Genomic DNA, 20,631 nt, shown 5'->3' with positions numbered 1-20,631 from the left:
TCACTGCCCCCGTGCGGCGTATTGAGCTTCAACGCCATCCTTGATGGGTCGCCACCAATCCTCGTTGTCGCGGTACCAGGCGATGGTTGCGGTCAGTCCGCCGGCGAAATCGCCATGCGTTGGTTGCCAACCCAATTCATCGCGCAGCGGTGTCGGGTCAATGGCGTAGCGCAGATCATGACCGGCGCGGTCCGTGACATGGTCGAAGTCGTCCGGTGCTTGGCCCATGAGCTCCAGGATGGTGCGCAGCACCGACAGGTTGTCTCGTTCGCCGTCCGCCCCAATGAGATAGGTGCGTCCGATGGTTCCCGACTCGATGATGCGCCACACCGCACTGTTGTGGTCGTCGACGTGAATCCAGTCCCGGACATTGGCGCCCGCCCCGTAGAGACGAGGACGACGACCCGTGAGGATGTTGGTGACCTGCCGAGGAATGAACTTCTCCACATGCTGATACGGCCCGTAGTTGTTGGAGCAGTTGGAGATCGTCGCGCGTACTCCGAACGACCTCATCCACGCACGCACCAACAGATCGGCCGAGGCCTTGGAGGCCGAATACGGGCTCGACGGGTTGTAGGGGGTGTCCTCGGTGAACCGATTCGGATCGTCGAGCTGAAGGTCACCGAATACCTCATCGGTGGAGATGTGGTGCAACCGCACATCATGGCGGCGTACCGCTTCCAGCAGCGTGTAGGTACCAATGATGTTGCTGTGCAAGAACGGCGACGGATCGGCGAGTGAATTGTCGTTATGCGTTTCGGCGGCGAAGTGCACCACCACATCGCTGTTGGCGACCAGTCGATCCACCGTCTCGGCATCGCAGATATCGCCCTGCACCAGGTCGACTGCCGCGGCCACCGGCGCCAATGATTCACGGCTACCCGCATACGTGAGCGCGTCGAGGACCGTAACCGAGACATCGGGGCGTTCACGGACGGTCGTGTGAACAAAGTTGGCTCCGATGAAACCGGCGCCGCCGGTGACCAGCATCCGCATGCTGTAACCCTAACGGGGGATTACCGAAGCACGTCCGCCAGTGAGGTCAACGTGTCGATCAATCCCTTATCGCCTAGGACCTGAATCAGCACCTGATCGGCGCCTGCGTCGATGTGCTTGCCCAGCTGACCGGCGATTTCTTCGGCGGTACCGTGCGCCACCACGGCGTCGATGAATGTGTCGCTACCCGGTGAGGTGACATCCTCGTCGCTGAAACCGAGTCTCTTCCAGTTGTTTACGTAATTGCTCAACTGAAGATAGAAGTCGACGGTGCTCCGGCCGATCGCACGTGCACTCTCCGCGTCGGTGCTCAGCACCACCTTGTGCTCGGGAATGAGCAGGGCATCTGGACCGATGACCTCTCGGGCCTGTCGGGTGTGTTCCGGTGTCGTCAGATAGGGGTGTGCGCCGGCGGTGCGATCCGCGGACAGCTTCAGCACCTTGGGTCCCAGTGCGGCCAGCGCCCGGCGCTCCTTGGGGACGCCTGCCGCATCCAGCCCGTCGAGGTACTCGACCAGGGCGTCGTACGGCTTGCGGTACTCGGCCGATGCTTCGGGATGTCCAGCGCCAACCCCGAGCAGGAATCGCCCGGGATAGGCCGCCTCGATGCGATGGAATGAAGCGGCTATCTCGTCGACGGGGGAGGTCCAGATGTTGACGATGCCGCTGGCAACCGTGAGATGCTCGGTCGCTTCGAGTAGCGGTTCCACATAAGCCAAATCCGAGGTGAACACACCCCCGATCCACACTGAGCCGTAGCCCAGATCCTCGATGGCCTTGGCCTGCTCCGGTGTGACCGGACCGCCCTTCCATACTCCAAATCGGCTGAGGTTCGATTCGCTCATATCGCGTCCCAACTTCACCGGTGGTGTCGCTATTCCTCTACCCGTCCGTCGGAGCGGGCAAGCGGTGCCGCAGGAGTGGACGAATGTTCCTTGGTCTGCTGAGTGCGGTTGAGAAGCTCGGGTAGGTCGATACCTGAAACCTTAAGACTCTCAATCACTTTCGCTACCGCTTGCGGGCTAACCCCGAGAAGGGTGCCCAATGCGTCCTGGGCATCACCGGCGCCGCCGATGATGGACAGCCTTTCGATCTCGCCGAGCGGTTTTGCCGCGGCCTCGGTTGCCTGCACCACCGCCGCCAGGATGTCCGGCAGGGTCAGCAGTCGTGCGGCCTCCGGCGTGTAAGCGTTGAGGGCCGCGGCGACCTCCTTCTTTCCGTCGGCCTCTGCCAGCAGCTTGGCCTTGGTGCCCTCAGCCTCGGCGATCAGCTGGGCCCTGGTGCCATCGGCTTCGGCGATGAGCTTGGCCTTGGCACCGTCGGCGGCGGCCTGCTGCTCCACGCGGAATGCGTCGGCGGCCGCCTTACGGGCGTCTGCCTCCGCGGAACCCTTCTGCCGTTCCGCCTCGGCATCGGCCTGCGCCTTCAGGATCGTGGACTGTCGACTGCCTTCCGCGATAGCGATATCGGCCTGACGACGTGCTTCGGCCGGGGCGATGACATCGGCCTGCAACGCGGCCTGAGCCTGCTCGGTGCGTCGCAACTCCACCTCGGTGCGGGCTTGCACGCGCGCGGCCTCCGCCTGCTCGCGGGCTATACCCACGTCCTTCTCGGCCCGTGCCTGGGCCAACGGGCCCGCCTGATCTGCCTGGGCGTTCTCGGCTTCGGTCTGTGCGCGCAGCCGTGCCAGCTCCACGTCGCGCTTCTGGTTGGCGGAGGCGATCGCGGTATCGGCCTCGGCCTGCGCGATGGAGCCGGCCTGCCGGGCCTGTGCCGATTGAATCTGCGCGTCCCGTTCCGCTTGGGCCGTGCCGACCGTCGCATCGCGGCGGACCTCGGCGATACGACGCTGCCCCAGCGACTCCAGATATCCGTTGCGGTCGGAGATGCCCGCGATCTTGAGGACATCGACCTCCATACCGATGCGGGAGAGGTCACCGCCTGCTTCCTCCACCACGCTGCGCGCCAGCGAATCACGATTCGAGTTCAGGTCCTCGACGGTCATGGTGGCTGTGATGCCGCGCAGGCTGCCTGCCAGGATCTCATTGATCTGCCGCTGCAATTCGCTCAGATCCGCGGTCAGGAAGCGTTGGACAGCGGTCTGCACGGCCTCGTCGTTAGAGCCGATTCGCACCAGGCCCACGGCCTCGACGTTGACCGGAACGCCATTGTTGGACAACGCATTCTGCAGGTTGATGTTCACGTTGAACGGTTCGAGCGACATGATGTCCACCCGCTCGATACCGGGCATCTTGAACCGGGCGCCACCGCGCACCACCTTCGGCTGGCCGCGCCCCGTGAAGACGGCGACCTCATTGGGCGGCACCTTGATGTAGTTGCGGACGTAAATCAGCGGCAGGGCCACGAATAGCACCAGTACCGCGATCGCGATGATGACGATGATAACGAGCAAACTCATATGAGGTCCTTCGTGGTTGCGCCGGATGGCGCTTCGGGGATGGCGACGACGTGCAGGTATTCCGAGTCGACATCGGCGATGTAGACCGCAGTGTTCTTGGACAGTTCAGAAGGCTCATCGCTGATCGCTCGCGAATGCACCCGGTTGCCGTCGGCATCGATGAACGCGATCTCACCCCAGCCATCTCCGGCGGGCACTTCGAGGGTTACGGTGCCGAGCCTGCCCACATAGGACGCACGACCGGAGTGTGAGTTCGCTTGCTGGCCCCGCAGGTATGTCAGGAAAAGTTGCAGGATCGACACCAGGGCAACGGCGCACACCACGGCGACGATCGCCGTCGGCAGTGGCGCGATGTGCAGCGCCGAGCCGACGAATCCACCGGCGCCTGCGCCGGTGAGCGCTGCGGAAAGCGAGGTCAGGCTCAGAAACGGCATCCCGTCGCCGTGGCCGATATCGGTGAGCAGCAGCGCTGAGAGCACCGCGATGCCTCCGACCGCGAAGGCCGCCAGATATCCGATCGTCAGACCGTCCACCCGACCCCCTCCCCGTTGCCGACGGCAATGTTCGCCACTACCGACATAGGTACCACGAATCCGCCCCGCTGGCTACGTGCTCACTTGGTGCGGCGCGCGCCGCACCAGGTATGTCACTGCCGAGATCGCGATTGCCGCGATGCCGATGCCGTCGAGCAGTGATCTGTCGGCAGGTAGGCGGTCTTGTCCTCCGAACTAAGTAACCAACGGAAGGTTCGGATCGTCCCTGCCCGCGAGCGGGACGGTGATCTCTGGGGAGGGGCAGTGGATCGGCAGCTGCGCATCGGGCCGGATAGTCGTCGGCGCGGGATCCACCGACCTTGTCCAGTTCGGTTCCGGACCGACCAGATTCGACCTGCAGTGCAGCTGACGGCTACCCGGTTCGAGCCGGGACCGATCCATTGGCCGGTGGCGTGTCGAGCGCAAAACGGGAAACAGCGAGGAGACATACATGCCCGGAGAGAACCTGACCCGAGTCGAGGTGGCGGAGCGCGCGAAAGCACTCCCAGTTCGAAGTGCCGGATTCACGGCGTATGTTCGCGGTGTTGGAACAGCCCGACCTCAAGGCGACGTTCAGATTCACCGTCACCGCCCCCGCCCGCTCGGAAGTGGTGAGCAGCCAGCCAACACCAGCCCGCACCGCCGCCGGCGAGAAGGACGGCGAGGCGATCGCTAACTCGAAGGTGGCAGCACATGCATGACCTGATCATTCTCGGCGGCACGGTCTACGACGGCTTCGGTGGAGCGGGCATCACCGCCGACGTGGCCATCGCCGACGGTCGAGTCGCGGCGATCGGCGCGGACCTCGGCCCTACCCGCGAACGCATCGACGCGGACGGTCTCGCGGTGACGCCAGGATTCGTTGACCCGCATACGCATTCCGACACCGTCCCGTTCATGCCCGATCCGCAGCCCTTCAAGTTGCTACAGGGAGTGACGACCGAGATCGTCGGCAACTGCGGATACACCTGCGCGCCAACACATTCGGATCACGCCGCTGAGGTGGTGGCAGAGATGGGACATTCCTTCCCTCGATTCGTCGACTACCTCGATGCCGTCGATGTGGCCGGAACGACGAACCACCTCGCAGCGCTCGTGGGTCACAACACGCTGCGCATCGCAGTGGCAGGGTTCGAACGGAAGCTGCCACCCGGTGGGCTGGAGCGGATGTGCGAGCTCGCCGACGAAGCATTCGCTGCAGGCGCCGTCGGCTGGTCGTCGGGACTCGAGTACGTGCCGGGCGCCTACGCCGAGCGCGACGAACTCATTGCGCTCGCGCAGGTCGCACGCCGCTGGGGCGCGAGCTATGCAACGCACATGCGCAACGAGGGGGAGGGGCTACTCGACGCCGTCGACGAGGCGATTGCTGTTGCCCGGGCGGCTGGAATTCGGCTTCAGGTATCGCACTGCAAAGCCTCCGGATACGCCGCGCACGGGGCGGCGCCCCACCTGCTCGAACGCATCACTCAGGCCCGCTTGTCCGGGGTGGACGTGCTCGGCGATCTGTACCCGTACGAGGCCTGCAGTACCGGTCTCGTAGCAGTGCTCCCGACGCTCGCCTCCGAAGGAGGCAAGAGCAGGCTTCGGGAACGATTGGCCGATCCCCTGGAACGGCTGCGGCTACGCCGGATCGCTGAGGATCCTGTCGAGTTTGTGGGAGCAGGAATTTGGCGTGAGATCCGACCCGACGACCTGACTGTCACCCGACATGCAGATCTTGCCGTCGCCGGTCGAACCCTCGCCGACATCACAGGTGATCGCGACCCATGGGACACCCTGTGCGATCTGCTTCTCACCGACCCTGCGGCCGACACCGTGCTGCATGTCATGCGGGCCGACGACGTCGAAACCCTCATGCGGAGCCCGCTCATCTCGATCGGTTCAGACAACGATGTCCCTACGGGTCTTGTTCATCCACGCACATACGGGACCTTTCCTCGCTTCCTCGGCACCTACGTCCGTGACCGTGAGATCGTGTCTCTCGGCGAGGCTGTGCGAAAGATGACATCCGCATCTGCTTCACAGTTCGGACTTTCAGATCGGGGCTGGTTGGGGCGCGGTGCCGCTGCTGATATATGCATTTTCGACCCTGATGTCATCGACCACGCCGGCAATTACAGTCATCCCGAAACACCGCCCGCCGGTATGCAATGGGTATTACTTGAGGGGACTCCAGTGATCCGCGACGGACAGTTCTCAGGGGAGCGCCGTGGGCGACTACTTCGAGCCGGAACGAGCGAGCCCTCCGGTCCGCTGCGCTGACCCATCAGTCTGAATCTGGGGCATTCTCATCGGATCTGGGGCAGCCAAGGCCTCGGGTGGCGAGGTAGTTATGCCAGCGGCGCTATGCGCCATTTCCGACTTACGTACCACGAATCCGCCCTGCTTGGCTACGTGCTCAATTGCTCAGGCGTGCGCCGCACCAGGTAGTGGCCTCAATATACGGACCGAAATATCGGTAGGCGCACGATTTGCCCCGCGCGGTACCGTCATGGTGTGCCTCACCTTGCGGCGGTATCAGCGGACGCACGCCGGGACGTCACCGATGACGCCGTCGTGGTGGTCGGCGGCGGACCTGTCGGTTTGCTTGCTGCCGCGGTATTGGCACGCCGGGGAATTCACGTGGTTGTGCTCGAGGCTGCCGGCTCGAAAGAGCGTCAGCGGCACCGGAACTGCGCCACATTTGTCGGGCACTCGACATTGCGGCGATATGACCGGGTGGCACCCGAGCTCGGCGCCCGGCTGCGCGGGTCGGCGTTGGCGGTTCACGGTGTCCAGACCTTCTACCAGGGCCGACCGGTATTCGTCATGTCCTCGTACGCTCCATCGCGGATGCCCGGCCCGTGGAATCCGGCGGCCTGGGGAATGAGCTTGTCGCAGAAAGCAATTGAAGACGAGACATTGGCCGAGGCGCTGGACCTGGGTGTTGAGTACCACTCGGGTGCCGCGGTCACCGACATCAGCACCGATCACACCGGAGCGCGGCTCACCCTCGCAAGCGGCGACCGGGTGCGCGCCAGCTACGTCATTGCCGCCGACGGCACCAGGTCGGCCATTCGCCAAGCACTGGGTATCGGCATGTCGGATCGCCCGCCGTCCCCGCCGTGCGTGGTGATCGACGTCGAACCACACGCTGACGGCGTCACTGCGGATCTACCCGTGCAGATCCAGTACCACCACCCCGATCTCGGCGAGCGGCACGCCATTCGCCTGCCGTACCCGGATGGGCTGCGCCTGGATGTCCAGTACCTGCCTGAGGACGAAGCGACCGCACCGACCGCAGAACAAGTGCGCTCCTGGGTCACGGCGCTGACCGGTGACGACTGGTATGCGGACCACATCAGGTCGGTCGAGGTGCATCAGACCGTCCAAGGAGTGGCCGCCAGCTACACCGACGTCAACCGCCGGGTGCTGCTCGCGGGCGAGGCCGCTCACCAGTTCGCGCCGCTGGGTGGACGCAGCCTGAACTCGGGTGTGGCTGACGCGGTCGCTGCCGCGGATGCCATTGCGGAGGCGTTGGGCGAGCCCAGTGACCTTGCGGCGGCCTGGCTGGCGATCAACCGCAGCGCTCGCGAGCGGCGTCGGTCGGGAGTGCGTAACCGGATACTGTCCGTTCGGGCCCAGCGAGTCCTGGACGGTTCGGATGTCTCGATGCGTGCCAGGCGGACCGTCGCAGCCAAATCCGCACCCCATATATGGCTCGCGGGGGCATGGCTGACTGCCGGCCTGGTGCGGCCCACGGCGATTCCCCATATCAGCAGGTCGGGAGTCACCTGGTCCTAGGGCATTCGGGGATACTGACCGGACTCTTGGCCAGTTTGGCTTGGGGGCGTTACGCGAGTACCCTTGACCAACGGTGCGGCTTACGTGCCGACTATGTGCGTGCCCAGTCCTGGATTTTCCTGTCACCGGCTCACGTTTCGAGGGTCGGTAAGGGTTTGCCGTGTCATGCCGGCGATAGCCGGAGCAGGCAATAAGAATCGCGGAGGATATGGCTAAGAAAGACGGAGCCATCGAGGTCGAGGGTCGGGTGGTCGAACCCCTGCCCAATGCGATGTTTCGCATTGAGCTGGAGAACGGACACAAGGTGCTCGCCCACATCAGCGGCAAGATGCGGCAGCACTACATCCGCATCCTGCCCGAGGACAGAGTGGTGGTGGAGTTGTCTCCCTACGACCTGTCCCGCGGTCGGATCGTTTACCGGTACAAGTAACTACAACTGCGAGACAGGATCGAAGAACGTGAAGGTCAACCCGAGCGTCAAGCCGATCTGCGATAAGTGCCGCGTGATTCGCCGGCACGGGCGCGTCATGGTGATCTGCCAGGACCCCCGCCACAAGCAGCGGCAGGGCTAGGCGTAACAGCCAGCCAGCAACAACTGAATGATGACCTCCCAGAACCACTGACCGGAATCGCTGGTCAGACACCCCCGGAACGAAGGCCGGGGCCCCAACCTAGAGGGGGCGGACTGGGAACAGACCTTCGTTGAATGAAAGAGGAACTGCCGCATGGCACGTTTAGTAGGCGTTGACCTACCGCGCGATAAGCGTATGGAAATCGCGCTCACCTATATCTATGGCGTTGGCCGGACCCGTTCCAAGGAGATCCTGGCCGCCACGGGTATCAGCCCCGAGCAGCGCAGCAAGGACCTGACCGATGATCAGGTGACTCAGCTGCGCGAGTACATCGAAGCCTCTCTCAAGGTGGAGGGTGACCTGCGCCGCGAGGTCCAGGCCGACATCCGCCGCAAGATTGAGATCGGCTGCTACCAGGGCCTGCGCCACCGTCGTGGCCTGCCGGTGCGCGGTCAGCGGACCAAGACCAATGCGCGTACCCGCAAGGGACCCAAGCGCACCATCGCCGGCAAGAAGAAGGCCAGGTAACCCGCAATGGCACCACCAAAGAAGGGCGCCGGTTCCGGCCCCAAGAAGGCGCAGAAGACCCGTCGTCGGGAAAAGAAGAACATCCCGCTCGGCGCTGCGCATATCAAGAGCACCTTCAACAACACCATCGTCTCGATCACGGACCCGCAGGGCAACGTGATCGCCTGGGCGTCCTCCGGCCATGTCGGCTTCAAGGGTTCGCGTAAGTCAACCCCGTTCGCCGCACAGCTGGCTGCCGAGAGCGCGGCTCGCAAGGCACAGGAGCACGGCGTGAAGAAGGTCGACGTGTTCGTCAAAGGTCCCGGCTCCGGCCGCGAGACCGCCATCCGCTCGCTGCAGGCCGCTGGCCTCGAGGTGGGCGCGATTTCCGATGTCACTCCACAGCCGCACAACGGTTGCCGTCCGCCCAAGCGGCGCCGGGTCTAAGGGAGGCTTGAACTAAATGGCTCGTTATACCGGACCCGTCACTCGCAAGTCCCGTCGTCTGGGCGTCGACCTCGTCGGTGGCTCCAGCGCGTACGAGAAGCGTCCTTACCCCCCCGGCCAGCATGGTCGCGCGCGGGTCAAGGAGAGCGAATACCGCACCCAGCTGCAGGAGAAGCAGAAGGCTCGCTTCACCTACGGCGTGATGGAGAAGCAGTTCCGTCGCTACTACGCCGAGGCCAACCGGCACTCGGGTAAGACCGGTGAGCAGCTGCTGCAGATCCTTGAAACCCGCCTCGACAACGTCGTGTACCGGGCAGGCCTTGCCCGCACCCGACGGATGGCACGTCAGCTGGTGAGCCACGGCCACTTCACCGTCAACAACGTGAAGGTGGACGTGCCCAGCTACCGGGTGTCGCAGTACGACATCATCGACGTCAAGGAAAAGTCGCTGAACACCTTGCCGTTCGAGGTCGCACGCGAGACCGCGGGCGACCGGCCCATCCCGGGCTGGCTGCAGGTCGTTGGCGAGCGCCAGCGCATCCTCGTGCACCAGCTGCCCGAGCGCGCCCAGATCGACGTGCCGCTCACCGAGCAGCTGATCGTCGAGTTCTACTCGAAGTAATCGTCTGTAGCGATTCTGCTGCAGACCCACTTGACCGGCATCAAATAGCGGGTGCCGAGAAGGAGATAGAGAAACACCATGCTGATTTCTCAGCGACCCACCCTGTCCGAGGACACGCTGGCCGAAAACCGGTCGCGCTTCGTCATCGAGCCCCTGGAGCCGGGTTTCGGCTACACCCTGGGCAACTCGCTGCGGCGCACCCTGCTGTCGTCCATCCCGGGCGCGGCCGTCACCAGCATCCGGATCGACGGTGTGCTGCATGAGTTCACCACCGTTCCAGGGGTGAAGGAAGACGTCACCGACATCATCCTGAACCTCAAGAGCCTGGTCGTGTCCTCGGAAGAGGACGAGCCCGTCACCATGTACCTGCGCAAGCAGGGACCGGGCGCCGTCACAGCCGGTGACATCGTGCCGCCCGCCGGTGTGACCGTGCACAACCCGGACATGCACATCGCGACCCTGAACGACAAGGGCAAGCTGGAGATCGAGCTCGTCGTCGAGCGTGGTCGCGGCTACGTCCCGGCCGTGCAGAACAAGGCCTCGGGTGCCGAGATCGGTCGCATCCCCGTCGATTCCATCTACTCGCCGGTGCTGAAGGTCACCTACCAGGTGGACGCCACCCGCGTCGAGCAGCGCACCGACTTCGACAAGCTGGTGCTGGACGTCGAGACCAAGAACTCGATCACCCCGCGTGACGCGCTGGCCTCGGCCGGTAAGACGCTGGTTGAGCTGTTCGGTCTGGCACGCGAGCTCAACGTCGAGGCCGAGGGTATTGAGATCGGGCCGTCGCCGGCCGAGGCAGACCACATCGCCTCGTTCGCGCTGCCCATCGAGGACCTGGACCTGACCGTCCGTTCGTACAACTGCCTCAAGCGCGAGGGTGTGCACACCGTCGGCGAGCTGGTCGCCCGCACCGAGTCGGACCTGCTGGACATCCGCAACTTCGGTCAGAAGTCCATCGACGAGGTGAAGATCAAGCTGCATCAGCTTGGCCTGTCTCTCAAGGACAGCCCGACCAGCTTTGATCCGTCCGAGGTCGCCGGATACGACGTCGCCACCGGCACGTGGTCGGACAGCGCCTCGTACGACTTCGATGGCGACCAGGACTTCGCCGAAACCGAACAGCTCTAACACAATCCGTCCCGGCCCTACCTGATACGGGGGCCGGCCCCGAATAGGAGATAGTTGCAATGCCCAAGCCCACAAAGGGTCACCGGCTCGGTGGGTCGTCTTCGCACCAGAAGGCGCTCCTGGCGAACCTGGCCACCGCACTGTTCGAGCACGGTCGGATCAAGACCACCGAGACCAAGGCCCGCGTGCTGCGGCCGTACGCCGAGAAGCTGATCACCCACGCCAAGAAGGGCGATCTACACAACCGGCGCGAGGTGCTCAAGAAGATCCGCGACAAGGACGTCGTGCACGCCCTTTTCGCGGAGATCGGTCCGTTCTACTCCGATCGCAACGGTGGCTACACCCGCATCATCAAGGTCGAGAACCGCAAGGGCGATAACGCGCCCATGGCGATCATCGAGCTGGTGAAGGAGAAGACGGTCACCTCCGAGGCCGACCGGGCTCGCCGGGTTGGGTCTACGAAGGCGACTGAGGAAGCTCCTGTAGAAGAGGTCGTCGAGGTCGAGACCGACACCGCGGACGATGCCGCTGCCGAGGCTGAGGCCGAGGTTGACGAGGCGGATGCTCCCGAGGCTGAGGTTTCTGATGTTGAGGACGCAGACAAGAAGGCCTGATCTTGGTCACATCTGACAACAAGCCCGCCATCTCTGATGGCGGGCTTGTTCGTTTACGGCTCGATATCGCCTATGACGGAACCGGATTCGCGGGTTGGGCGGCTCAAGTAGGCCAGCGCACCGTGGCGGGCGTGCTGGGTGAGGCCTTCACGACTATCGTGCGGGAGCCGGTGTCGCTGCATGCGGCCGGGCGCACGGACGCGGGAGTGCACGCGACCGGACAGGTAGCGCATATCGATATCCCTGCGACACAGCTCCCGGGAATCCTCGGCAGATCCCGGCGTGCGGATGCCCTCGAATTTGATCTGTTGATTCGTCGGCTGTCCCGGTTTCTGCCCAATGACGTACGGGTGCTCGATATCTCGCGGGCCCCAGCACATTTCGATGCCCGGTTCTCCGCGCTGCGACGCCATTACGAGTACAGGTTTTCCACCGCGCTGTTCGGTGTACTGCCCCTGGAGCGGCATGATGTCGTCGGGTGGCACCACCCGCTGAACGTGGATGCGATGAACGAAGCGTCGCGGAATCTGTTGGGGTTACGCGATTTCGCGGCGTTCTGCCGCCACCGTGAAGGTGCTACGACCATCCGTGAGTTGCAGCGATTCGATTGGGCGGCCGACGGGCCTCGGCTGACCGCACGCGTGAGCGCCGATGCTTTCTGTTGGTCAATGGTGCGTTCACTGGTGGGTGCCGTGCTGGCGGTGGGGGAGGGCAGGCGATCGGTGCAGTGGTGTGCCGACCTGCTGAAGAATGAAAGGCGTTCAAGCGATTTCGCGGCCGCACCGGCGCGCGGACTGACGCTGGTCGGCGTCGACTATCCGCCGGACAATCAGATGGCGGCACGCGTGTTGATCACCCGCGACATACGGGTTAGGCCAGCGGTCGACTAGTGCGGGCTAACCCCCTATTCGGTGGGCTCGCTTTCGCCGTGCCGGTTGAGCTTCGATGCGACGAAAGCTGCCGCCTCGGCGGGCAATCCGGTGCGCTCGTACGAGGTGTGAGCGTCCCAGCTGTTATTTGGTCCGGCCATGCAGATGGGATCTCCCTGGTTGCAGAGATCGATTGCGCGCGAGCCGTATACGCCGGCAATGCCGCTTAATGGTCCACCGGTTCGGTGCGTTGCGTTTCCGAATGTCGCGATGGCGACGATACGGTCGCCTACCGACGCTGACAGAGGACGACTGAACCCGAGACCGACATTCGGGACACCGATGATCGTGTCGATCACTTCGGCGCCCATCGAATACCCGCCGATGACGAACTTGGTTCGTGGGCAGCTCGCCGCGACCGACTGCAGGTGATTGCTCAGGTCATTGGCCCCGCCGCCGGCCGAGAAGATCCCCGCGTCATAGTTGACGGGGTAGACGTTCATAGTGGCTCCGGTCGCAGTGATGCGTGGTGTCAGGGAATCCACGAATTCGTCGCCCACCCGGCCCAGACCGACCGGTTCCTTACGTCCGCGCGCAAACGAGACGTCGACATCCGAGCATGGATCCGCCGAAGCGGTAGGGATCGCATGAACGAGCCCAACAACATTCACCCCTGACAGCGCAAAGATCGTCAAGGGGACAAGAAAACTTAGGACCACGCCGACCCTCGTGCCCCGCCGATGCGTGGTCACGCCCTGATATTACGGGGCGACGCGGCCGCGCGTTGTTCTTTTTTAGAGCTTGCCTGCCACGAAGGACGCGGCCTGGGCGGGCAGGTTGGTCTGCTCGTAGGTCTGATGTGCGGTCCAGGAACGCCCGCCACTATCGCAGACGGGGTCGCCGGGGTTGCACTGGTCGATCCATCGCCCAGCAAGGGGGCCGGACATCTGCCCCTCGCGGCGCGCGACGTTCCCGAATGTCGCGACCCCTCTGATCCCCGGTGGTGGACTGTCGGCGACATCGTCGACCACAGTCGCTCCCATCGAGTAGCCGCCGATGACGAGTTTCGTGTTGGGGCAGGATGCCGCAATCTCGCTGAGGTGGCCGCGTAAGTCGTCGGCACCTTCCCCGGTGGAGAGCAGACCGGCGCTGTAGTTCACGGGATAGACACTCAAGCTGCCGACCTTGTTCTGCAGCGCTCCGACGAAAGCATCCCCCACACGGCCGAGGCCCGGCGGCTCATCGCGGCCGCGGGCGAAGGAGACATCGACTGCGGCGCAAGGGTCGGCGGTTGCGGTGCCCGGGTTCGACACCGTCAGCACGCCGGTGAACATGAGCAGAGCGGCGACCAGGTATCCCCACCGCCGGATGTGCAAGATTGCAGGCCAAACAGCATTGTGCGTCGTCACACGCGAATGCTACGGGTAAGTCAACCTACCTGTCATATCGGTGCGGTATGGCCCTCGTCACCTGGGCAGGAGCGCTCCGAGGAAGTCGATCATCGCGCCGTTGACCGCGCCCGGCTGCTCCATCTGGACGAAGTGGCCGGCACCCTCGACGATCAGGACGGACCTCAGGCCGGGAACGAGATCGGCCATCGCGGTCATCGGGTCGCGGCCGAGCATTTCCAGGACCGGGTCGGCCGATCCGGCGATGAATGCCACCGGCACGTTGATCGGCACGTCGTGCAGGTGCTCGTTCTGGGCCCACACCTGGTCCTCCGCTCGGTACCAATTGAGTCCGCCGGTGAACCCTGTCCGCGCGAATTCATTCGCGTAGTAGTCCAGGTCTGCGTCGGTAAGCCAATTCCACGGCAGGGGAGGGGGGCCGGGCAATACGTCCAGATAACCGTTGCGCTTACCGTCCGCGTAGGCGGGGAAGGCCCAGCAGTCCAGATAACGGTTGGCGCCGCTGAGAGCGTTGAATAGCGCGGCTAAGAACGCCTTTGGCTGCGAGTTGAGCTCAGCCTCCGCTACTCCGGGTTCTTGGAAGTACTCCAGGTGTGTGAAGTGCTGCGACGCAAGATATTTGAAGCCGACGCTGGGTTTCACCGGGAGGCGCCGGGTGCGCGGTACCGACAGCTGGATGAGGGCAGAGACTCGATCCCCTGCCCAGGCAGGCATGTCCCACACCAGATGTGCCCCGAAATCGTGTCCGCAGAACACCGCGTCCTGCAGATCCAGGGCGTCCAACAGGCCGACGAGGTCGTTGACGGTGGTGCCGCGGTCATAGGCGGTAGCGTCCCGCGGCGCCGTCGTGTGTCCGTATCCGCGCATATCCGGTGCGATCGCCCGATATCCGGCCGCGGAGAGTGCGGCCAGTTGGTGGCGCCAGGTGTACCAGAGTCCGGGAAAGCCGTGGCATAGAACGACCGCCGGGCCTTCGCCCTGCTCGGCGACATGCATGTCGATTCCATTGACCGACAGCTGACGGTGGGTGATCTGGGAAACAGTCACCCCGGCGAGGCTAGTTCACTCTGGCTGCCGCGAAGTCCGCAGCCTGGTTGATCAGCGCCGTCGGGTATGAGGTGTGGGACTTCCAGCTGTCGTTATCGCCACCCATGCATACGGGGTCGCCGTCATTGCACAGGTCAAGAACCCGATCTCCATACGCGCCGGCCAGATTCTGGATCGGGGCGAAGCGGTTGACGATATTGCCGAACGTGACGATCGCACGGATGTGGTCGCCCACCTCCGGTGGAACCGGGTTGCTGAAGTTGAAGAAGTCGCCGATCGATACCGGGCCCTGAAAACCCAGAGCGGTGTCGACCACGCCCGCACCCAGCGAGTAGCCGCCGACGACGAGTTTGGTGTCGGGGCAGTTGTTGGCGGTCTGCTGCAGGTGTGCGCTCAGGTCGTTGGCGCCGCCACCCACGTCGGTGTTGGCGTCATAGCGCACCGCGTAGACATTGATGTTCTTGACACGATTGCGTAGCGCGCCGACGAAGGCCTCGCCGATATCGCCGAGTCCGGGCGGTTGGCTGCGTCCGCGGGCGAAGGACACCTCGACATTGGGACATGCCGCCGAAGCGGTAGCGGGGAGAATTACCGCCAGACCCGTGGTCAACATGATGGCCGCAACCGAAACAACCGCCGCGCGAGCGGCGGCGGTGAGGAACTTACTGGCTGGGCGTGGATTCGGTTGTAGCGTCACATGCTGAGATTACGGATAATTCGCTGTCGTTGCCATGTGATTTCATTCCTGCAGGTCGCGATGCTGTGTTCTTCGCTGCATTGGATTCGGAGTGCGATTGTCTGTCCCCGCCCTGATGTGCGAGCACGAGTCCCGCGAGAATGACTGCGGCGCCCACATACTGGACGGGTGCGATGGTCTCGCCGAGCAGCACCCAGCCCGCGATTACCGCGCACAGCACTTCGGTGAGGCCGATCAACGAGGCATAACTTGGCTTGAGCCGGGCAATGGCAGCGATACCGGTGAGGTAGGCGATCGCCGTGGTGACCACCCCGAGCACAAGGATGGGTACGTACACCGGCGCATGCCAACCGGCGACCTGAACGTCCTGTGCGGAGAAGGTCGTGGGCATAAGCCCGGTGAGCGCGAAGCCGCTCACGGCGATGGTGCCGACGAGCAGACCGCTTGTGGTCAACGTGATGGGTTGCAGCCCTTGTGCCTTGCCGCCCGCGCGGTGCGACGAAATGAAGTAGTACGCGGCGCATACCGCCGCGCCCAGTCCCCACAGCACACCCGCGGGCTCTACGCGTGCGCCGCTGAAGATGTTGAGTACCAACAGCATTCCTGCCAGCGCAAGAGTGGCCCCGGCGAGCACCTGGGTGCGCGGGCGCTGCCGTGTGTAAAGCCATGTCCACGCGATTACCAGGATGGGGCTCAGGAACTCGAGGAGCATCGCGACTCCCACCGACATGTGTCTGACCGCGCCGAAGTAGCAGAACTGGGCGCCCGCGACGGGAATGATGCCGTAGAGCACAACGACTTTGGCGTGACGACGAGCCTCGGAGAACCATCCTGGCGCCAGTATGCAGGCAGCCACGATCATGACTGCGGCACCGGTGGCCAAGCGTGCGGTGACCACGGCCGTCAGCGACCACCCGGCAGCCATGAGTGACTTGGCGAAGGGGCCGGAAAACCCGAAGGTGGCGGCCGAGGCTATGGCGAGGACCAGCCCAGTTCGGAAAGTGGCCCTGTCGTTCACCGCACCTCCCACGTGTCATGAGTAAACTTGAATACGGTCATGACCATAGACATGAAGGGTGTCAGGTGTCAAATGATTTTCACTCATGACACAGAGCAGGGGCTGCGGTCCGCCGCAGAACTGATCAACACTGCGCGCAATGATCGGGAGCTGCTCACGGATCTGGTGGCGTTACCGCCGCTGCTCGACCGGTACGGCTGGACGGGTAGGCGTGACGGCGACGAGGCCGAGCTTCACGCCGTGAAGGTGCTACGTATGCGGTTGGGCGATATCTGGGCGCATATCAACGACGAGGAGTACGTGGTCCGGCAGGTCAACGCGCTGCTGGCCGATACCCACGCTTCGCCGTGGCTCACCCGGCACGTCGAAGAGCCCGACTGGCACTTGCACATGGCTGCCAGTGATGCGCCGCTGGCGGACCGCCTCGGTGCCGAGACCGCCATGGTATTCGCTGACCTGATGCGCACCGGGGAGCAGCGGCGTTTGAAGACCTGCGCCGCCCCGGACTGCGACGCCGTCTTGGTGGACTTGTCGCGTAACAGGTCCCGGATGTTCTGCGATACCGGAAACTGTGGCAACCGCCAGCATGTCGCCGCCTACCGGGAGCGCATGCGCGACGAGCCCTAGCGGCCGCCGGCGCGAAGTTACTGCGCGTAGGCCTGTATCGGCCGGCCCAAGTAGGCGAGCTCGTCGCTCACGGTGACCAGGCGGACCTGGATGGTTTCAGCGCCCGCGGTGAGAAGTATGTGGTCGCCGTACCCATTGGGTTGGTCGATGATGACATCGGGCCGGGCCGGAAGTGCGTCGTACTCGCTGCTGATGATGTGCAGGGCCGTGCAGTTGCTCGGTAGCGCGGTCGGCTGCATGCCGTCCACCACCGCCAGAGTGCATCGGGGGTCGATAAATCCTGGGCCACTGGCGAATTGGATGCGGTTGGCGTCACCGATTGAGGTCACCATGACATCCCACATGTGTGGTCGGTCGGTGTAGACGACGGCGAGCGCACCGACCGCCACCGATCGGAGTACCACCTGCTGGCATACGTAGAGCTCGGCACGTACGACCACGGTATGTACACCGAGTCCGGACAACCGCGCCGCGATAGCCCGGCCCGACATGTCCGATCCAATCAACTGTCCGCAGCCGGATGTCGGCAGATGTATACCGTCGAGCTCCTCGTTGCTCATCTCGATGCTGCGTGTCAGGTACTCCAAACCGATGGCGCCCACGGGAAGTCCGGCGAAGAACGCGTCGCGTTGGCTGCCGTTGAGCGAGGTCATTCCGGTGGAACGGCGTACCGGGAGTTGTTCGTCGGTGGCCCACCGGACCAGCGCGCCAACCGATGTGCGGCCTTTCGCGGCGGGGCGCACTCGTACCGTCACCGTGGTCTCCAGCGTTGGCCGGGCCCACAATCCGGTCAGCGTGGCATCGGTGATGTACCACGGGTCAATGCCCATGGCGACGTTGTACGAGTCGATCAGCATGAGTCCGCTCCACTCCTCATGCATGGGCGCGCCCGCATATTGGCGGAGCATCTCGGCGCTGATTCGGTGAATCTGTCCGGCCTGCAGGATGGTGCTGCTGCAGTGTGACGCAGCCAAGGCCCGTCGAACGCGTGCAGTGGCGATAACGGCGCATCTTTCCGCACCGCGCCGCCCACCTCCGCGACGGAACACCGCGTCCACATTGGCGCCGGGGTCGAACCGCAGCACCACCCACACGGTGCGAATGGCAACGGCAGGCAGGGGACCCACGAGCCGGTCATAGCCACCGCGCAAGACCGTGCCCTGCGCGGTGCGCTGGCCGTTGCTGATGACGTCGATGCTTTCGAGCTCGATATCGTTCTGCTGCATGCACTCCCGCAGCACACGAAGCGGTACGAGGGAGTCGGTCGCGCAGTGATCCGGGGTGATGACCGAGGGATGGCGCTGGGTTGCGCTGATTTCCAGCACCGTGATGAGTTTGCCGTTTTCCCAACGGGTTCCGGTCCAACTGTCCTGGCTGCTCGGGGTATCGGCGATACTGCCCGAGCTTCGGTAGGTGCGGCCCGTCAGATACCTGAAACCGGTGACGGCCCAATGTCTGACGGTCTGGCCTCCCCATCGGCCGAGGACAAGCGCCAACGACACGATCGCAATCAACAGCGCAGCCCACCACGGCCAGCCGAACAACAATGAAACGAGGATTGCGCCGAGTATCAGCAGCTGTGAAACCACCATGATCTGGATCGGCATCGTGGCCCGACGTACCTGTGTCGGAGCCGCCCCACTCGAGGTCACATTTCCCCCTTCTGTCCCGCCGTAACGCAACGCTTGACCCGACTCGATCACCGCGGTTGCCACCCGCAACCTATCGTGGTTGCCCAGTATTGCAATAGGCTGCAGGCCCGTGTGGCCGGTACGTAGGATCTAACACGATCGGGGTCGGCCGAGACGGTCATCAATAGGCCGTAGACCCGAGTTTCACGGAGGGGGGACGATGGCGCGACAACCGACCACTCGGCTGCAGGTGAGCGGGTACCGGTTCCTGGTGCGGCGCATGGAGCATGCACTGGTTCGCCGTGACGTCCGAATGATTCACGACCCGATGCGGTCGCAGTCGAGCTCGCTCACGGTCGGTATTGCGCTGGCCACTGTGATGGTTGCCGGTTGCGCGATCTTGGCGTTCTTTCGCCCTAACATGCCGCTGGGTGACCAGCCCATTGTCATGGCCAAGGACACCGGAGCGGTCTATGTCCGGATCCAGGACACGCTGCATCCCGCACTCAATCTGGCATCGGCTCGGTTGATCTCCGGGAACAACGAGAACCCCAAGCCGGTCAAGGATTCCGAACTGGCCAAGGCGCGACGCGGTCCGCTGGTCGGGATTCCCGGTGCGCCGGCGTCGATTCCGGGTCCCTTAACAGGGGACGACACCATCTGGACGGTCTGCGATGTCTCGACGCCTCCACCGAGCTCCACTGTCACCACCACTGTGATCGCGGGCAAGGTGACTCTGGAGAACGGTAACCAGGAGATGCCGAAGGATAGGTACGCCCTGGTGACGGTTAACAGCCAGATGTACTTGCTCTATGACGGCAAGCGGGCGGCGGTCGACCTGACGAACCCCGCGGTGACCCGTGCGCTGCGGCTGGAAGGTGTGACGCCCCGACCGATTTCGATGTCTGTGCTCAATGCCATTCCCGAGATGCCGGCCGTTGCACCGCCGCCCATCCCGGATGCTGGCGCGCCATCGCCCATCACGACCGCCGGAGTTCGAGTGGGATCGGTCATTAAGATGAGCCGGGCGGATTCGGCCGAGTATTACGTCGTGCTCGCTAGCGGGGTGCAACGTGTCAATGAGGTCACCGCGGATCTCATCAGGTTCTCCGATTCTCAGGGGGCGCAGGACATAGTTACCGTCGCGCCCGACGTGATTTCGGGGCACCCCAGCCTCAATCTGCTTGCGGTGCAGACGTTCCCGGAGCGTGCGGGTAAGACTGTCGACGTGCCGGAGAAGTCGGTGCTGTGCAGCAGCTGGAAGCCTGGTCAGGAAAAGACGCAGGAGCATGCCGCCACCAAACTGTTGTTGGGGAATTCGCTGCCGTTGAAGACCGATCAGGTGCCGGTCGTGTTGGCGCAGGCAGACAAGGAGGGCCCCAACGTCGACACGGCCTACATTCCGCCCGCGCGAAGCGCTTTCGTGCGCTCCACCGGTCTCGGTGGAGACACCGGGCGCGCTGAATCTCTGTACCTCGTTCTCGATACCGGTGTGCGCTTCGGTATCGGAAATCTCGAGGCAGCGAAAGCGCTGGGGCTCACCGTCGAACCCGTCGCCGCACCGTGGCCGATCGTTGGGCTGCTGCCGCCCGGACCGCGGCTGAGCAAGGAAGACGCCCTCGTCGTGCACGATGGAATGCCGCCCGACAAGACAGGTTTGGCGATCAACCCGTCGACATCGGCGCAAGCACCGTCGTAAGTCGCGCGTT

General features: G+C 63.9%; 23 protein-coding genes. 13 read left to right on the top strand and 10 right to left on the bottom strand.

The genetic code is table 11. The features are described from left to right. From rfbB to MLB1_RS05400, 4 genes are read right to left on the bottom strand one after another with little or no spacing between them, the layout of a single operon-like run. Positions 1-996, bottom strand: coding sequence for a dTDP-glucose 4,6-dehydratase (rfbB, locus tag MLB1_RS05415; RefSeq protein ID WP_180748645.1), 996 nt, complete (start codon positions 994-996; stop codon positions 1-3). 20 nt (positions 997-1,016) lie between these two features. Next, positions 1,017-1,841, bottom strand: coding sequence for an LLM class F420-dependent oxidoreductase (locus MLB1_RS05410; RefSeq protein WP_180748644.1), 825 nt, complete (start codon positions 1,839-1,841; stop codon positions 1,017-1,019). Positions 1,842-1,870: 29 nt separating this feature from the next. Further along, positions 1,871-3,415 carry a flotillin family protein gene (locus tag MLB1_RS05405; RefSeq protein ID WP_255485595.1) on the bottom strand — a complete coding sequence of 515 codons (1,545 nt, stop codon included), beginning with the start codon at positions 3,413-3,415 and terminating at the stop codon, positions 1,871-1,873. Beyond that, positions 3,412-3,948, bottom strand: a complete 537-nt coding sequence (locus MLB1_RS05400; RefSeq protein ID WP_180748643.1) for a hypothetical protein — start codon at positions 3,946-3,948, stop codon at positions 3,412-3,414. The genes MLB1_RS05405 and MLB1_RS05400 overlap by 4 nt, the downstream gene beginning before the upstream one ends. Positions 3,949-4,481: 533 nt before the next feature. Here MLB1_RS05400 and MLB1_RS05395 point away from each other — a divergent pair. The 11 genes from MLB1_RS05395 to truA all read left to right on the top strand — a co-directional run bounded on the left by MLB1_RS05395 (position 4,482) and on the right by truA (position 12,514). Then, a complete protein-coding gene (locus tag MLB1_RS05395) occupies positions 4,482-4,649 on the top strand; it encodes a hypothetical protein (protein ID WP_219602564.1) in 168 nt (55 codons plus the stop codon). Then, positions 4,642-6,210, top strand: a complete 1,569-nt coding sequence (locus MLB1_RS05390) for an amidohydrolase family protein (protein WP_180748642.1) — start codon at positions 4,642-4,644, stop codon at positions 6,208-6,210. The genes MLB1_RS05395 and MLB1_RS05390 overlap by 8 nt, the downstream gene beginning before the upstream one ends. Before the next feature lie 234 nt (positions 6,211-6,444). Beyond that, positions 6,445-7,731, top strand: coding sequence for an FAD-dependent oxidoreductase (locus tag MLB1_RS05385; RefSeq protein WP_180748641.1), 1,287 nt, complete (start codon positions 6,445-6,447; stop codon positions 7,729-7,731). Between the two features lie 208 nt (positions 7,732-7,939). Next, positions 7,940-8,161 carry a translation initiation factor IF-1 gene (gene infA / locus MLB1_RS05380; protein ID WP_003418601.1) on the top strand — a complete coding sequence of 74 codons (222 nt, stop codon included), beginning with the start codon at positions 7,940-7,942 and terminating at the stop codon, positions 8,159-8,161. A gap of 28 nt (positions 8,162-8,189) precedes the next feature. Further along, the gene (gene rpmJ / locus MLB1_RS05375) at positions 8,190-8,303 is read left to right on the top strand and encodes a 50S ribosomal protein L36 (RefSeq protein ID WP_003886927.1); all 114 of its coding nucleotides are present in this window, start codon (positions 8,190-8,192) and stop codon (positions 8,301-8,303) included. A 153-nt stretch (positions 8,304-8,456) separates the two neighbouring features. Beyond that, on the top strand, positions 8,457-8,831 hold the full coding sequence (rpsM, locus tag MLB1_RS05370; RefSeq protein WP_180748640.1) for a 30S ribosomal protein S13: 375 nt from the start codon (positions 8,457-8,459) through the stop codon (positions 8,829-8,831). 6 nt (positions 8,832-8,837) lie between these two features. After that, positions 8,838-9,257 carry a 30S ribosomal protein S11 gene (rpsK, locus tag MLB1_RS05365; protein WP_180748639.1) on the top strand — a complete coding sequence of 140 codons (420 nt, stop codon included), beginning with the start codon at positions 8,838-8,840 and terminating at the stop codon, positions 9,255-9,257. A gap of 16 nt (positions 9,258-9,273) precedes the next feature. After that, on the top strand, positions 9,274-9,879 hold the full coding sequence (gene rpsD, locus MLB1_RS05360) for a 30S ribosomal protein S4 (RefSeq protein ID WP_078297681.1): 606 nt from the start codon (positions 9,274-9,276) through the stop codon (positions 9,877-9,879). 78 nt (positions 9,880-9,957) lie between these two features. Then, the gene (locus MLB1_RS05355) at positions 9,958-11,010 is read left to right on the top strand and encodes a DNA-directed RNA polymerase subunit alpha (protein WP_180748638.1); all 1,053 of its coding nucleotides are present in this window, start codon (positions 9,958-9,960) and stop codon (positions 11,008-11,010) included. Between the two features lie 59 nt (positions 11,011-11,069). After that, positions 11,070-11,624 carry a 50S ribosomal protein L17 gene (rplQ, locus tag MLB1_RS05350; RefSeq protein WP_180748637.1) on the top strand — a complete coding sequence of 185 codons (555 nt, stop codon included), beginning with the start codon at positions 11,070-11,072 and terminating at the stop codon, positions 11,622-11,624. 2 nt (positions 11,625-11,626) lie between these two features. After that, positions 11,627-12,514, top strand: a complete 888-nt coding sequence (gene truA, locus MLB1_RS05345) for a tRNA pseudouridine(38-40) synthase TruA (protein ID WP_180748636.1) — start codon at positions 11,627-11,629, stop codon at positions 12,512-12,514. A gap of 14 nt (positions 12,515-12,528) precedes the next feature. Here truA and MLB1_RS05340 read toward each other — a convergent pair whose 3' ends face one another. From MLB1_RS05340 to MLB1_RS05320, 5 genes are all read right to left on the bottom strand, one after another. Continuing rightward, positions 12,529-13,245 carry a cutinase family protein gene (locus MLB1_RS05340; protein ID WP_180748635.1) on the bottom strand — a complete coding sequence of 239 codons (717 nt, stop codon included), beginning with the start codon at positions 13,243-13,245 and terminating at the stop codon, positions 12,529-12,531. Positions 13,246-13,287: 42 nt separating this feature from the next. Beyond that, positions 13,288-13,827: a cutinase family protein gene (locus MLB1_RS05335; RefSeq protein WP_180749705.1), complete on the bottom strand. Its 540-nt coding sequence runs from the start codon at positions 13,825-13,827 to the stop codon at positions 13,288-13,290. A gap of 132 nt (positions 13,828-13,959) precedes the next feature. Beyond that, a complete protein-coding gene (locus tag MLB1_RS05330) occupies positions 13,960-14,949 on the bottom strand; it encodes an alpha/beta fold hydrolase (RefSeq protein ID WP_180748634.1) in 990 nt (329 codons plus the stop codon). A gap of 10 nt (positions 14,950-14,959) precedes the next feature. Beyond that, complete coding sequence (locus MLB1_RS05325; RefSeq protein WP_180749704.1) at positions 14,960-15,562, bottom strand: cutinase family protein; 603 nt, start codon at positions 15,560-15,562, stop codon at positions 14,960-14,962. A gap of 49 nt (positions 15,563-15,611) precedes the next feature. Then, a complete protein-coding gene (locus tag MLB1_RS05320; RefSeq protein WP_180748633.1) occupies positions 15,612-16,664 on the bottom strand; it encodes an EamA family transporter in 1,053 nt (350 codons plus the stop codon). A 72-nt stretch (positions 16,665-16,736) separates the two neighbouring features. Between MLB1_RS05320 and MLB1_RS05315 the strand changes: the two genes are divergently transcribed. Then, positions 16,737-17,291, top strand: a complete 555-nt coding sequence (locus MLB1_RS05315) for a CGNR zinc finger domain-containing protein (protein WP_180748632.1) — start codon at positions 16,737-16,739, stop codon at positions 17,289-17,291. Between the two features lie 17 nt (positions 17,292-17,308). On the opposite strand, the gene eccE is transcribed toward MLB1_RS05315, so the two are convergent. Further along, a complete protein-coding gene (gene eccE / locus MLB1_RS05310; RefSeq protein WP_180748631.1) occupies positions 17,309-18,943 on the bottom strand; it encodes a type VII secretion protein EccE in 1,635 nt (544 codons plus the stop codon). Positions 18,944-19,142: 199 nt separating this feature from the next. Between eccE and eccB the strand changes: the two genes are divergently transcribed. Further along, entirely contained in the window at positions 19,143-20,621 is a 1,479-nt protein-coding gene (gene eccB / locus MLB1_RS05305; RefSeq protein WP_180748630.1) for a type VII secretion protein EccB, read from the top strand. Positions 20,622-20,631 lie beyond the last annotated feature (10 nt).

The sequence above is a fragment of the Mycobacteroides sp. LB1 genome (assembly GCF_013449725.1).
Classification (GTDB): Bacteria; Actinomycetota; Actinomycetes; order Mycobacteriales; family Mycobacteriaceae; genus Mycobacterium.
This window is presented reverse-complemented; position numbering and strand designations above follow the sequence as displayed.